This window comes from Pseudomonas sp. NY11955 (assembly GCF_048068035.1).
In the GTDB taxonomy this organism is placed as follows: domain Bacteria; phylum Pseudomonadota; class Gammaproteobacteria; order Pseudomonadales; family Pseudomonadaceae; genus Aquipseudomonas.
Genome location: NZ_JBLUPS010000003.1, coordinates 39,144 through 52,614, shown reverse-complemented (window position 1 = coordinate 52,614; position 13,471 = coordinate 39,144). Strand labels below are relative to the sequence as shown.

The following is a 13,471-nucleotide window of genomic DNA, read 5'->3' as shown; positions in this document are numbered from 1 at the left end:
CTTGTGGGGCCGGCCTTGGGTCGCATCACTGGCTGACAGCCCCCATTATCAGAAATTCTGAAAACAATCGTCTTCCATCATCAGCTGGATCGGGCATAAATTCTCCACCGTCAACTCCCAGCAGCAATGGTAGAGCCTCATGTCCAGCCCACAACATCAGCCCGCATCCCCTGCCCTGGCCACGCTGATCCAGCGTTCCGGCCTGCCCAGCCCAGCGCTCAGCGAAGCCCAGGCACAGGCCTTGCTACAGACGCACTACGGCCTTGCCGGCAACCTGGCCGCGCTGGGCAGCCAGCAAGACCTGAATTTCCGCGTGAGCACGCCACAAGGCGGCTTTGTGCTCAAGGCCTGCCATGGCAGCTATGCCCAGCAGGAACTGGAAGCACAGCACGCCGCCCTGGCCTACCTGCGCAATCAAGGTTTGCCGGTGCCGGCTGTATGCCCGGCAGTCGACGGCCAGGGGTTGCTGGCACTGGACATGGACGGGCAACCACTGCGCGTACGCCTGCTCGAGTACATCGAAGGTCAGCCGCTGACCCGCCTCAAGCACATGGGGCCACGCCTGATGGCTGAACTGGGTGGGCTCTGTGCGAAGCTGGACAAGGCCCTGGTCAACTTCGACCACCCCGGCCTTGCGCGCACCCTGCAATGGGACCCGCAACACGCCCAGGCGCTGATCCAGCACCTGTTGCCTGTTCTACAAGATGCCGAGCAACGCGCCCGCATCGAGCAGGCCACCCAGCTGGCAGCCGAGCGGTTGTCGCCACTGGCCAATCAACTGCCAAGCCAGGCCGTGCACCTGGACATCACCGACGACAACACCGTGTGGGCCCGTGATGACGAGCGTCAGTGGCAACTGCAAGGTGTCATTGATTTCGGTGACCTGCTGCACACCTGGCGCATCGCCGACCTGTCGGTGACCTGCGCGGCGCTGCTGCATCACACCGAAGGCGACCCGCTGCGGATCCTGCCGGCAATCAGTGCCTACCAAGCGCTCAACCCACTGACAGAAGCCGAACTGCACGCCCTGTGGCCACTGGTAGTCAACCGCGCGGCGGTACTGGTGCTGAGCAGCGCGCAACAACTTGCCGTGGACCCAGGCAACCAGTACACCCGCGACAACGTCGCCCATGAATGGGAAATCTTCGACACCGCCACCGCCGTGCCCTTCGCGCTGATGGAAGCGGCAATCCTGCAGGCTGCCGGCCTGCAACCTGCCACGCCAGACCTGAGCGCCTGCGCCCACTTGCTCCCCGAACTGGCCGGGCAGGCGGTAACACGGGTGGACCTGGGGGTACTCAGTACACACTGCGAGGCCGGAAACTGGGAGCAACCCGGTTTCGACCAGCACCTGCTGACTTCGCAAGCCGCTCCGGCTTGCAGCCTGCATGGGCAATATCGCCTGTCGCAAACCCACATTGATCGCCCCGAAGAGCCAGCCACCTGCGCCCTCGGCGTTGAGCTGCACGTAGCCAACGGTAGCCAGGTGCAAGCGCCGGAAACCGGCACCTGGCAGCGCCACGGCGATGGCCGTGGCTGCCTGCGCACCACCCACTGGGCTTTGTGGCTGCAGGGCCTGGAAGACGCACCGGCAGACGGCCAGGCCGTGGAAAAAGGCCAGTCCCTGGGCAGCAGTTGTGGCTTCCTCAGCGTGCAGTTGTGCCTGGACAACGGCGTCCAGCCGCCGCTCTTCGCCACCCCGTCCCAAGCTGCCGCCTGGCTGGCCCTGTGCCCGTCGCCAGCCGCGCTGCTGGGCTTCGATTGCGATGCCGAACCGCTACCCGATCCGCAAGCCCTGCTGGCCCGCCGCGACGCTAGCTTCGCCCGCTCGCAAAAGCACTACTACGCGCAGCCTCCCCACATTGAACGCGGCTGGCGCAACTACCTGATCGACATGCAGGGCCGCTCGTACCTGGACATGCTCAACAACGTCGCGGTGCTGGGCCATGGCCACCCCCGCATGGTCGCCGAGTCGGCGCGGCAGTGGTCGCTGTTGAACACCAACTCGCGCTTCCACTACGCGGCAATTACCGAGTTCTCCGAACGCCTGCTGGGCCTGGCACCCGAAGGTTTCGACCGGGTATTCATGGTCAACAGCGGCACCGAAGCCAACGACCTGGCCATTCGCCTGGCCTGGGCCTACAGCGGCGGGCGTGACCTGCTCAGCGTGCTGGAGGCCTACCACGGCTGGTCGGTAGCCACCGACGCCATCTCCACATCCATCGCCGACAACCCGCAAGCCCTGGAAACGCGCCCGGACTGGGTGCACCCGGTCGAGGCGCCGAACACCTTCCGTGGCCGCTTCCGCGGTACCGACAGCGCCGCCGACTACCTGCAGGACGTCGACGCCAAGCTGGCTGACCTCGACGCCCGTGGCCGCCAACTGGCGGGCATCATCTGCGAACCGGTGTACGGCAATGCCGGCGGTATCTCGTTGCCAGCAGGCTACCTGCGCGAAGCCTATGCCAAGGTGCGCGCCCGCGGTGGCGTGTGCATCGCCGACGAAGTACAGGTCGGCTATGGCCGCCTGGGCGAGTATTTCTGGGGCTTCGAAGAACAGGGCGTGGTGCCCGATATCATCACCATGGCCAAGGGCATGGGCAATGGCCAGCCGCTGGGCGTGGTCATCACCCGCCGCGAAATCGCCGAAGCGCTGGAGGCCGAAGGCTACTTCTTCTCCTCGGCCGGTGGCAGCCCGGTCAGCTGTCGCATCGGCATGGCGGTGCTCGACGTGATGCAGGAGGAAGGCCTGTGGGACAATGCCCGCGACACCGGGCGCTACTTCAAGGCCCGCCTGCAGGCGCTGGTCGACAAATACCCGCTGGCCGGCGCGGCACATGGCTCGGGCTTCTACCTGGGGTTGGAGCTGGTGCGCGATCGCGCAACCCTGGAGCCGGCCACGGAAGAAACCATGACGCTGTGCAATCGCCTGCGTGACCTGGGCATCTTCATGCAGCCGACCGGCGATTACCTGAACATCCTCAAGATCAAGCCACCGATGTGCACCACCCGGGCGAGCGTGGACTACTTCGTCGACAGCATCGACCGGGTGCTGGGCGAAGGGCTGTAAGGATCAAGGCGTGGGCCGAATGGCCGCGGCCCACGCCTGCAATGCCTCAGTCGCTGCCATGGCGATCTGTTCATCCGTGCGGCCACTGAACTGCCGTTCGATCGCATCGGCAGCAATCAGCCCGGCAATGGTGGGCTTGCCTACGGCATCGGTCAGGTCCAGCCATTCACCCCAGCTGGCAGGCTGGTCGTACCAGCGCAGATAACCGGAGCGCGAATACGGCCACCAGCGCCCGTCGAACTGCAGAATCACCTTTTCCAGCTTGCCCATCCCCAGATGGGCCAGCGCTTGTTGCTGGGTTTCAGGTAGTGCGGGAGTAAAGTGCAACGCTTTCAATACCCCCACAGGGACGGTGCAAATGCAGAAATCACACACTTCGTCATTCACTTTGACGCCTGTGCTCGACCAGTCGATGCGCATTACCGGAGTGTTCAGGCGAATATCCAGACGCTTGGCCAGCAGATCGACCAGTTCGCTGTAGCCGCCTGGCAACATGCGATCGCCATACCCGACACCCTCTTCGTCCAACGCACTGACCGACAACCGCTCCACCGGCAAGCAGGCTTCCAGTACAAGGTTGGCGTCGATGGCGAACTGCGTGGCACGTGCGTGCGCAGGCTCGAGTGTGACCATGTAGCGGTTGATCGCCTCAGCCAAAGTCAGTCGCCGATCCAGGCGCTTGGTCAAGGCAATCCAGGCGGCGTCGACATCCGGCAGATCGCCGTCGCTTGCCGCTGCAAGCGGGCAACTGAAGTCGGTCTCGATGCAAGCCAACCCATGTTGCAGCGCTACGGCGGCCAATGGGTTTTCAGCGAAATGCTGAAGCCATGCCGCCCCCTCATCCGCTTTCACGCCGCCCAGCTCGACAGTGTGCGTGCGCCCACCTGTTCGCCCACGTGCCTCCAGCACCGTGCAATCGATACCCTCCGCCCGCAAGCGCTGCGCGGCAGCCAGGCCTGCGCAACCCGCACCAATCACGATCACCTTTCGCGCGCCGGCACTCAAGGCTGCCTCGGCGGCACGCAGTCCATCATTCCAAGCGCCATGCGTCATCGCCGGCGCACCGGCGTTACAGGCTTCTCCGGCAATGACCAAGCGCTCATGCAGCACTTGGCCCAAGGCCGTTCGATGCTGCGGCGTCCCCCCAGGCAACAGCGCGCTGTAGGCTCCGAGGCTGAAGGGGTCTGAACTCCAGTGAGTGACATGCCATGCGGTTGGTCTATGCACGCGCTTCTCCATGAAAGGGGACTGTCCTGTATGGCCATTAATCTTCATAATTTCTAGTAACAAAAGATGATCATCATCAGGTTTACTGACAATGGCCTTTACCAGCGACTCCCTGGCAATTTTCCTCGCGGTGCTGGATGCCGGCTCGTTCTCTGCCGCCGCCCGCAAGTTGGGCCGTGTGCCTTCAGCCGTGAGCATGGCGATCGCCCAACTGGAAGCGGAACTGGACTTGCCGCTGTTCGACCGGGCCACACGCAAGGCCTTGCCCACCAGCGCCGCCCTGGCGCTGGAACCTCAGGCCAGGCAGGTGATCTGCCAGCTCAACCTGCTCGACGCCCAGGCCCTGCAATTGCACAAGGGCCTGGAAAAACGCCTGACCATCGCCATGGCGCCCGAACTGCAGACCGGTCGCTGGAGCCAGCCACTGGAAATGCTCGCCCAGGAATTTCCCAGCCTGGAAATCGAGATACGTTCAGCCACCCAGACCGAAGCCATTCGCCTGCTGCACGATGGCAGCGTGCAGTTGGCACTGGTGTTCGAACGGCCCGGCATCGACGAGCGCGAGTCCTTCCTCGAAGCCGGCAGCCAGTTGCTGGTGGCCGTTGCCTCACCGCGTCATCCCGCCGGGCAGAACAGCGGCACGCCACTGCCCGAGGAGGCCTTTGCCGAACAACGGCAGATCATCGTGGCCTCGGGCAAGGCCACCGGGTCGGACCCGCGCATGGTGCTGTCGCGGCGTATCTGGCTGACCGACAGCTACCTGGCCACGCTGGACCTGGTGCAGTCCGGGCTGGGCTGGGCCTACCTGCCGCAGCCGTTGGTCGAACCACTGATCGCTTCGGGCGCGCTGGCCGAGGTGCGCTTCGACAACATGGCCAGCCGCCTGCGCTTGTGGGTGGACATCATTTGGGTCAAACCGCGTCCCTTGGGCTTGGGAGCGCGGCGCTACCTGGAAGTCATTCGCCAGTTGTTCGAGAAGGAGCCCCCCAGGGCATGAGCCCCTTCAGGGCATTACCGCCCTGTTCTCCTAGACTGCCACAGCGGATCATGCGGCCGGCGCCACCAACCTGTACCCCACCCCCGCCTCGGTGATGATGAACCGTGGCGCCGTGGGGTCATCGCCCAGTTTCTGGCGCAGGTGCCCTACGACGATCCGCAGGTAATGGGTGTCCTCCACATGCGTCGGCCCCCAGATATCCTTGAGCAGTTGCTGCTGGGTGATCACCCGCCCAGGGTGCCCGGCCAACAGCGCCAGCAGGGCATACTCCTTGCGCGTCAGCGCCACCTCAACACCCTCCAGGGTCACTCGGCGAAAGGCGAAATCCACGGTCAGCGGCCCAAAGCTGGCCGCCACCTCCGAGCCACCGGCCTGTGGCACCTGGCGCAGCAAAGCACGTACCCGCGCGAGAAACTCCTGGATACCGAACGGCTTGGTCACATAGTCATTGGCACCGCCATCCAACGCATCGACTTTCTGCACTTCACTGGCACGCACCGACAGCACCATCACCGGCACCGCGCTCCATTCGCGCAGGTCGCGCAGCACTTGCTGGCCGTCCATGTCCGGCAGCCCCAGGTCAAGCACCACCAGGTCCGGCTTGCCCAGTGCCGCCTGAGCCAGCCCTTCAGCACCCGTGGCCGCCTCGAGCACTTTGTAGCCTTGCGAGGCCAGGCTGATGCGCAGGAACTTGCGGATCTGCGGTTCATCGTCGATGACCAACAGCGTGGCGGAGTGGCTCATGGGGTTTCGCTTTCGGCTTCAGGTTGAAGGGGTAGCGGCAAGCATAAAGTGATGCCGGTGCCCTGGCCATCGATGCCTTCGCCCACCAGAATCTGCCCGCCATGGGCGCCGATCATGCCCTGGCAGATAGCCAGGCCCAGGCCGGTGCCCTGCCCGCCCCGGTCGCCGCGAGCGGCGGTATAGAACATGTCGAAGATCTTCTCGCGGTCGGCTGCGGGGATGCCGGGGCCCTGGTCGCTGACGGTAAAACGCAACTGGTCATCATGCACCGCCACCTGCAACTCCAGGCGACCGTTGACCGAGGAGAAGCGTGCGGCGTTTTCCAGCACGTTGACCAGCGCCTGTTCGATCAGCGCCGCATGCACGAACAGCAATGGCAGCTCGGCCGGCACGTCGGTGTGCACCCGCAGCGGTGCCAGCACCACGCGCAGGCGGTTGAGCGCACTGCCGACGATGTCCGCCGGGGCTACCCAGTCGCGGGCCAGCTTGAGGCCACCGTGGCCCAGGCGGGTCATGTCCAGCAAGTTCTGGATGTAGCGATCGAGGCGCTCGGCCTCGTTGCGGGTGCCCTCCAACAGCTCGCGACGGTCTTCAGCCGGGATCGCTTCGCCCAACGCCAGCAGGCTGTCGATGCTGCCACGCATCGCCGTCAACGGCGTGCGCAAGTCATGGGATACAGAGGCCAGCAAGGCGCTGCGCAGTTGCTCGGTTTCGCCGTGCAGGCGCGCGGCTTCCAGTTGTTCGGCCAGGCGCGCACGGGCCAGGGCCTGGGCCAGTGGCTGACCAAGGGCGGTGAGCAGGCGCCGGCGCGGGTCGCTGAGCGGCTGGCCGGTGCGCGGGCGCACGCCCAGCAGGGCCAGCGGCTGCTCGTCCACCGCCAGCGGCCACCACCACCAGCGGCCATTGGGCAAGGTGTCGCTGCCATGGCCGGCGGCCTGGCCATGCTGCCAGGCCCAATCGGCGGCGGCCCGTTCGGTGTCGCTGAAAGCATGGGCTTCGCCACTGGCCACTTGCAGTTGGCCTTCGGCGTTGCGCTCCAGCAGGCACACCTGCATGTCCTGCCAACCATCCAGGTGTTGGCCGGCGGCGCTGAACACGGCTTGACGGTCGGTGGCCACGGTCAGCCGACGCGACAGGTCGAGCAACTGGCTAGTCTGCGCCTGGGTCTCGCGCAGCGCCTGTAGTTGGCGGCGCTGGCGCGCGGCCAGGTTGCCGGTGAGCGCGGCCATGAGCAGGAAAAACACCAAGGTCAGCACGTCTTCTTCGCGCTGGATACTGAACGAGAAGTTGGGCGGGATGAACAAAAAGTCGTAAGTCAGGAACGACAGCGCGGCGCAGGCCAACGCAGGCCCCAGGCTGCTGCGCACGGCCACTAGCAACACCGCCGCCAGAAACACCAGTGAAATGTTGGGTAACGCCAGCACACTCGACACTGCCCAGGCCAGGCCCGCCGCCATCACGGTGGCCAGCAACGCCAGCAGGTAATGGCGCCACACCCATACCCGCCGCACCGCCGAACGGGGCGCAGGCGGCTGCACGTCGCGGTCCAGCACGTTGATTTCCAGGCCATGGCTTTCGCGCAGCAGCCGCGCCGCCACCCCGGCGCCGAACAAGCGCCGGCGCAGGCGGTCGCGGGACTGCCCGACCAGCACCAGGCTGGCCCGCCGCTCGGTGGCATGCTGGATCAACGTGCGCGCCACTTCGCCAGCACGCAGCAGTACCACCTCCCCGCCCAGGCGCTCGGCCAGTTGCTGCGCGGCCTGCAAACGATGCCGTGCGGTTTCGTCACGCAGGCGGCCGTTGTCCACATGCACCAGGCTCCAGGGCAAATGGCGGCGCTGAGCCACACGGCTGGCATGGCGCACCAGGCGTTCGGCCTGGTCGTCGCCATCCACACCCACCAGCAACCGCCCACGCAGGGCCGGGGCTTCCTGGCCGCGCTGACGATAGCCGTGGGCCAGGTCGGCATCGACCTGGGCAGCCGCGGTTTGCATGGCCAGTTCGCGCAGGGCGGTGAGGTTGGTTTGCGAGAAGAATGCGTCGATGGCCGCCCGTGCCTGTTCCGGCACGTACACTTTGCCTTCGCGCAGACGTTCGAGTAGCTCTCGCGGTGGCAGGTCGATCAGCACCAGCTCGAAGGCTTCCTGCAGCACCCAGTCCGGCAGCGTTTCGCGCACTTGCACACCGGTAATGTCGCGCACCTTGTCGTTAAGGCTTTCCAGGTGCTGGACGTTGACCGTGGTGTACACGTCGATACCGGCGGCCAGCAGCTCCTGCACGTCCTGCCAGCGCTTGGCGTGGCGGCTGCCGGGGGCATTGGTGTGGGCCAGTTCGTCGACCAGAGCCAAGGCCGGCGCGGCTTGGAGCAGGCCGTCGAGGTCCATTTCCTCCAGCGTGACGCCACGGTACTGGCTGCGCAGCAAGGGCTGCTGCTGAAGGCCGGCCAACAGCACTTCGGTCTCGGCGCGGCCGTGGGTTTCGACAACACCGGCCAGCACCTGCACACCCTGGCGTTGCTGGGCGTGGGCGGCCTGGAGCATGGCAAAGGTCTTGCCGACGCCGGGGGCGGCGCCGAGGAACACTTTCAACCGGCCTCGGCCTGTGCGCGGGAGGTTAGCCAACAGCGCATCTGCGCGGGCGGAATCACTCATGTTTCATCCTTCAATATTTGCCACAGCCGAGCAAAACCGGGCCTGCTTTGCAGGCCTTCGCGGGCTTGCCCGCTCCCACAGGATGTATGCAACACTCAGTAGCTTCGCTGTACCTGTGGGAGCGGGCAAGCCCGCGAAGGGCCGCAAAGCGGCCCCATTATCAGTGGCTCAGTTGCTCAAGCTTCTGGTTCAACGCCAGCACATTGACCACCGGTGGGCCGATCAATGGTTGGAGGGTGGCCTCTTCCTGCAAGGCTTGCAAGCGCTCCACCGGCAACTGTCGCGCCGCCGCCACCCGCGGAATCTGGTAGGCCACCGCCTCCGGCGGCAGGTGAGGGTCGAGGCCGCTGCCCGAAGTGGTCAGCAATGCCTGCGGCACTGGCCCCTGCTGCGCCTGATACAGTGCCGCCGCCTCGCCCTTGACCCGTTCCGCCAGCGCCGGGTTGCTCGGCGACAGGTTGCTGGCGCTGCTCGCCACGGTGGCGTAGGCGCCTGCCGAGGGCCGTGAATGGAACCAGCCATCGCCCTGGAAGTCCTGGGCGATCAATGCCGAACCCCGCACCTGGCCTTGCTCATCGCGCACCAGGCTACCGTTGGCCTGGTTCGGGAAAGCGACCTGGGCAATACCGGTTACCGCCAGCGGATACAGCGCACCCGTCACCAACGTCATCAACAAAGCCAAGCTCAACGCCGGGCGTACATATGCAGTCATGGCGGCCTCCTCAGACCAGGTTCAGGGCGTTGAGCAGCAGGTCGATCAGCTTGATCCCGGCAAACGGCACCGCAATGCCGCCCAACCCGTAGATCAGCAGGTTGCGCCGCAACAGGTGCGCCGCGCTGGCTGCCTGCACCCGCACACCACGCAGCGCCAGCGGGATCAGCACGATGATGATCAGTGCGTTGAACACAATGGCAGACAGGATCGCACTCTGCGGGCTGGCCAGCCGCATCAGGTTGAGCACGCCCAGTTGCGGGTAGATAGCCGCGAACAGCGCCGGCAGGATGGCGAAGTACTTGGCCACGTCGTTGGCAATGGAGAACGTGGTCAACGCACCACGAGTAACCAACAGCTCCTTGCCGACCTGCACGACGTCCAGCAGCTTGGTCGGATCGCTGTCCAGGTCGACCATGTTGGCCGCCTCGCGCGCGGCCTGGGTGCCGTCGTTCATGGCCATGCCTACATCAGCCTGGGCCAGTGCCGGGGCGTCGTTGGCACCGTCACCACACATGGCCACCAGGCGACCGTCGTTCTGCTCCTGGCGAATGCGCGCCAGTTTCTTCTCGGGCGTGGCCTCGGCCAACACGTCATCCACCCCTGCTTCGGCGGCGATGGCCGCGGCGGTCAGTGGGTTGTCGCCGGTCACCATCACCGTGCGGATGCCCAACTTGCGCAGCTCGGCGAAACGCTCGCGGATACCGGGCTTGACCACGTCCTTGAGGTGGATCACGCCAAGCAGGCGCTTGTCGATGCACACCAGCAATGGCGTACCGCCGCTCTGCGCGATGCGCTCCACTTCGCGGGCCAACGCCGGGGGCATTTCCAGGCGTTGCATGCCGACGAATGCCAGCACCGCATCGACGGCGCCCTTGCGGTAGCGGTGCTGCTGGAAGTCAATGCCCGACAGGCGTGTCTCGGCACTGAAGGCCACCGCTTCGAACTGCCCGGCAGGCGGTTCGACAAAGTCATGCAACTGGCGCAGGTATTCAACAATCGACTTGCCTTCGGCGGTGTCGTCGGCCAGCGAGGCCAGCAAGGCGCCCTCCCCCAACTCGCGGGCGGTAATACCCGGCGCGGCATGCAGCGCGCTGCAGCGGCGGTTGCCGAAGGTGATGGTGCCGGTCTTGTCGAGCATCAGCGTGTGCACGTCACCGGCGGCCTCGACCGCGCGGCCTGAACGGGCAATAACGTTCAGCCGTACCAGCCTGTCCATGCCGGCGATGCCGATGGCCGACAGCAGGCCGCCGATGGTGGTGGGGATCAGCGTCACCAGCAGCGCGGCCAGGAAGATCAGCGGCAGGCTGCCACCCACGAAGTGGGCGAACGGCTGCAGGGTCACCACCACGATCAGGAAGATCAGCGTCAGGCCGATCAGCAGGATGTCGAGGGCGATCTCGTTCGGGGTCTTCTGCCGCTTGGCGCCTTCGACCAGGGCGATCATGCGGTCCAGGGTCGACTCGCCCGGGTTGCTGGTAATACGGATCAGCAGCCAGTCGGAGACCAACCGTGTATTGCCGGTCACCGCCGAGCGGTCGCCGCCGAACTCGCGGATCACTGGCGCGGACTCGCCGGTGATGGCCGCTTCGTTGACGGCCGCGATGCCTTCAAGCACCTCGCCGTCACCGGGAATCATCTCGCCGGCAATCACGCGTACCACGTCGTCCTTGCGCAGCGTGCTGGCGGCAACCGTTTCGTAACTGCCATCACGCTGGCGCCGCTGAGCGGTCAGGCCCTGGCTGCCGGCCTTTAGGCTGTCAGCGCGAGCCTTGCCCCGGCCTTCGGCGAGAGCTTCGGCAAAGTTGGCGAACAGCACGGTAAACCACAGCCACAGGGCGATTTGCACGGCAACGCCGGTACTCACACCGCTGCCGGGGGCGAAGCACAGCACGGTGGTCAGCACGGCGGTCAGCGCTACCACCAACATCACCGGCGAGCGCTTGAGCTGGCGCGGGTCGAGCTTGACGAACGCCTGCACCAGCGCCGGGCGCCACAGCGCGGCGAAGCGGGTCTGGTCTTTGGCACTGTGCCGGGTATTCACTTCAGGAATGGGCATGTTCATGATCGGTCCTCAAAAACCCAGGCTCAGGTGTTCGGCGATTGGCCCAAGGGCCAGGGTCGGCAGGAAGGTCAGGCCACCGACCAGCAAAATGGTCACCAGCAACAGGCCGGTGAACAGCGGGCCGTGAGTGGGGAAGCTGTTCTGCCCCTGCAGCGCGCTTTTCTTCGCCGCCAGGCTGCCGGCCAAGGCCAATATCGGCAGGATGTAGCCGAAGCGGCCGATGAGCATGGCCAGGCCGATCATCAGGTTGTGGTACACCGTGTTGGCAGCGAAACCGGCAAACGCCGAACCGTTGTTGGCGGTGCCCGAGGTGTAGGCGTACAGCAGCTGGCTGAAGCCATGCGCCCCTGGGTTGCTGACCGCCCCCGCCGGGCCAGGCAGGCTGGCGGCGATGGCGCCGAGCACCAGCACGCCGACCGGCATCACCAGCAGGGTTGCCACCAGCAGCTGCACCTCACGGGCCTGCAGCTTCTTGCCCAGGTACTCCGGCGTACGGCCAATCATCAGCCCGGCCAGAAACACCGCAATCAGCACGAACAGCAGCATGCCGTACAACCCGGCGCCGACGCCGCCGAAAATCACCTCGCCGACCATCATGTTGACCATCGCCACCATGCCGGTCAGCGGGTTGAGGCTGTCGTGCATGGCGTTGACCGAACCGTTGGAGGCGGCGGTGGTGGTCACCGTCCACAACACCGAACCGGTGGTACCGAAGCGGCTTTCCTTGCCCTCCATGGGGGCTGCCTGCTGCACCTGGGCGCTTTCCAGCGCTGGGTTGGGCTGGTGCTCGGCCCACAGCGCCGTGCCGCCGCCGATCAGGAACAGGGCAAGCATGCAGGCCAGGATGGCGCGGCTCTGGCGCAGGTCTTTCACGTAGTGGCCGAAGGTGAACACCAAGGCCACCGGAATAAGGATGATCGACGCCACTTCGAACAGGTTGCTCCAGGCCGTGGGGTTCTCGAACGGGTGCGCCGAGTTGACACCGAAGAAACCGCCACCGTTGGTACCCAGTTGCTTGATGGCGATCTGGCTGGCGGCCGGGCCCAGCGGAATGGTCTGGTCAGCACCTTGCCAGGTAAGCGCGTGGGCGTAGTCGGCAAAGGTCTGCGGCACGCCCTGCCATACCAGCAACAGCGCCAGCAGCAAGCACAGCGGTAGCAAGCCGTAGAGAGTGGCACGGGTCATGTCGGCCCAGAAGTTGCCTAGCGTTGTCGCGCTGCGCCGGGCAATGCCGCGGCACAGGGCAACCAGCACGGCCAAGCCGGTGGCGGCGCTGACGAAGTTCTGCACGGTCAGGCCAAGCATCTGGCTCAGGTAGCTGACCGACGCCTCACCGCTGTATGCCTGCCAGTTGGTGTTGGTGACGAAACTGACGGCGGTGTTGAAGGCCAGCGACCACTCCTGGCCTGGCAGGTGCTGCGGGTTGAATGGCAGGTAGCCCTGCAACAACAGCACGGCGAACAGCAGCAGGAAGCCGGCCAGGTTGAACGCCAGCAGGGCCAGGGTGTACTGCCGCCAGTTCTGCTCTTGGTTGGCGTTCACACCCGCCAGCCGGTAACAGGCCCGTTCGACTGGGCCCAGCAGCGGCGACAGCCAAGTCCGCTGGCCTTCCATGACCTTAAAGTAGAACCGCCCGAGCCAGGGTGCAGGTAGCAGCACGATGGCGAAGAATGCCAGGAGCAAGGCGAAATCATAACTGTGCATGGCCGCTCCCTAGCTGCGATCGGCGCGCAGCAGCGCCACCAGCAGGTAAAACGCCAATGCCACTGCCAGCAGCAGTGACAGCCCGTCGAGCATGTTCATGTGTGGTTCTCCCCGTGGTGCGGCTTGGGCCGCTTTGGGGAAATTGTCCGAGGGAGGGGCGTAAAGGGGCGAGATCGGGGGGTGGGGCTGGTTATAAAGAATGCGTAAAGATCATTGTGGGTTATCTGTCATGGCCCTTTCGCGGGCACGCCCGCTCCCACAGGTACTGCACAGGCCTTGAAGGCTATGCAGTACCTGTGGG

At 65.4% G+C, this 13,471-nt stretch carries 9 protein-coding genes; 2 read left to right on the top strand and 7 right to left on the bottom strand.

The genetic code is table 11. The features are described 5' to 3' along the window. The first annotated feature begins 139 nt into the window (after window positions 1-139). Window positions 140-3,070, top strand: coding sequence for an aminotransferase (locus ACNFBR_RS05990; protein WP_416734065.1), 2,931 nt, complete (start codon window positions 140-142; stop codon window positions 3,068-3,070). 3 nt (window positions 3,071-3,073) lie between these two features. Here the strand turns inward: ACNFBR_RS05990 and ACNFBR_RS05985 are convergent, their stop codons facing one another. Further along, window positions 3,074-4,309 (bottom strand): FAD-dependent oxidoreductase, encoded by a 1,236-nt coding sequence (locus tag ACNFBR_RS05985; RefSeq protein WP_416734064.1) that lies wholly within the window; start codon window positions 4,307-4,309, stop codon window positions 3,074-3,076. A gap of 79 nt (window positions 4,310-4,388) precedes the next feature. Between ACNFBR_RS05985 and ACNFBR_RS05980 the strand changes: the two genes are divergently transcribed. Further along, window positions 4,389-5,294, top strand: a complete 906-nt coding sequence (locus ACNFBR_RS05980) for a LysR family transcriptional regulator (protein ID WP_416734063.1) — start codon at window positions 4,389-4,391, stop codon at window positions 5,292-5,294. Window positions 5,295-5,342: 48 nt separating this feature from the next. On the opposite strand, the gene ACNFBR_RS05975 is transcribed toward ACNFBR_RS05980, so the two are convergent. From ACNFBR_RS05975 to kdpF, 6 genes are all read right to left on the bottom strand, one after another. Then, the gene (locus tag ACNFBR_RS05975) at window positions 5,343-6,038 is read right to left on the bottom strand and encodes a response regulator (protein WP_416734062.1); all 696 of its coding nucleotides are present in this window, start codon (window positions 6,036-6,038) and stop codon (window positions 5,343-5,345) included. Further along, window positions 6,035-8,689 (bottom strand): DUF4118 domain-containing protein, encoded by a 2,655-nt coding sequence (locus ACNFBR_RS05970; protein ID WP_416734061.1) that lies wholly within the window; start codon window positions 8,687-8,689, stop codon window positions 6,035-6,037. The genes ACNFBR_RS05975 and ACNFBR_RS05970 overlap by 4 nt, the downstream gene beginning before the upstream one ends. A 160-nt stretch (window positions 8,690-8,849) precedes the next feature. Next, window positions 8,850-9,401 carry a potassium-transporting ATPase subunit KdpC gene (gene kdpC / locus ACNFBR_RS05965; protein ID WP_416734060.1) on the bottom strand — a complete coding sequence of 184 codons (552 nt, stop codon included), beginning with the start codon at window positions 9,399-9,401 and terminating at the stop codon, window positions 8,850-8,852. Window positions 9,402-9,411: 10 nt separating this feature from the next. Beyond that, window positions 9,412-11,466, bottom strand: coding sequence for a potassium-transporting ATPase subunit KdpB (gene kdpB / locus ACNFBR_RS05960; protein WP_416734059.1), 2,055 nt, complete (start codon window positions 11,464-11,466; stop codon window positions 9,412-9,414). 9 nt (window positions 11,467-11,475) lie between these two features. Next, window positions 11,476-13,170 carry a potassium-transporting ATPase subunit KdpA gene (gene kdpA, locus ACNFBR_RS05955; protein WP_416734058.1) on the bottom strand — a complete coding sequence of 565 codons (1,695 nt, stop codon included), beginning with the start codon at window positions 13,168-13,170 and terminating at the stop codon, window positions 11,476-11,478. Between the two features lie 9 nt (window positions 13,171-13,179). After that, window positions 13,180-13,269 carry a K(+)-transporting ATPase subunit F gene (gene kdpF, locus ACNFBR_RS05950; RefSeq protein WP_003251485.1) on the bottom strand — a complete coding sequence of 30 codons (90 nt, stop codon included), beginning with the start codon at window positions 13,267-13,269 and terminating at the stop codon, window positions 13,180-13,182. Window positions 13,270-13,471 lie beyond the last annotated feature (202 nt).

Excerpts from the sequence above, each read along its gene's own strand:
- ACNFBR_RS05990 (WP_416734065.1), top strand. The coding sequence starts at position 140 with ATGTCCAGCCCACAACATCAGCCCGCATCCCCTGCCCTGGCCACGCTG.
- ACNFBR_RS05985 (WP_416734064.1), bottom strand. The coding sequence starts at position 4,309 with ATGGAGAAGCGCGTGCATAGACCAACCGCATGGCATGTCACTCACTGG.
- ACNFBR_RS05980 (WP_416734063.1), top strand. The coding sequence starts at position 4,389 with ATGGCCTTTACCAGCGACTCCCTGGCAATTTTCCTCGCGGTGCTGGAT.
- ACNFBR_RS05975 (WP_416734062.1), bottom strand. The coding sequence starts at position 6,038 with ATGAGCCACTCCGCCACGCTGTTGGTCATCGACGATGAACCGCAGATC.
- ACNFBR_RS05970 (WP_416734061.1), bottom strand. The coding sequence starts at position 8,689 with ATGAGTGATTCCGCCCGCGCAGATGCGCTGTTGGCTAACCTCCCGCGC.
- kdpC (WP_416734060.1), bottom strand. The coding sequence starts at position 9,401 with ATGACTGCATATGTACGCCCGGCGTTGAGCTTGGCTTTGTTGATGACG.
- kdpB (WP_416734059.1), bottom strand. The coding sequence starts at position 11,466 with ATGAACATGCCCATTCCTGAAGTGAATACCCGGCACAGTGCCAAAGAC.
- kdpA (WP_416734058.1), bottom strand. The coding sequence starts at position 13,170 with ATGCACAGTTATGATTTCGCCTTGCTCCTGGCATTCTTCGCCATCGTG.
- kdpF (WP_003251485.1), bottom strand. The coding sequence starts at position 13,269 with ATGAACATGCTCGACGGGCTGTCACTGCTGCTGGCAGTGGCATTGGCG.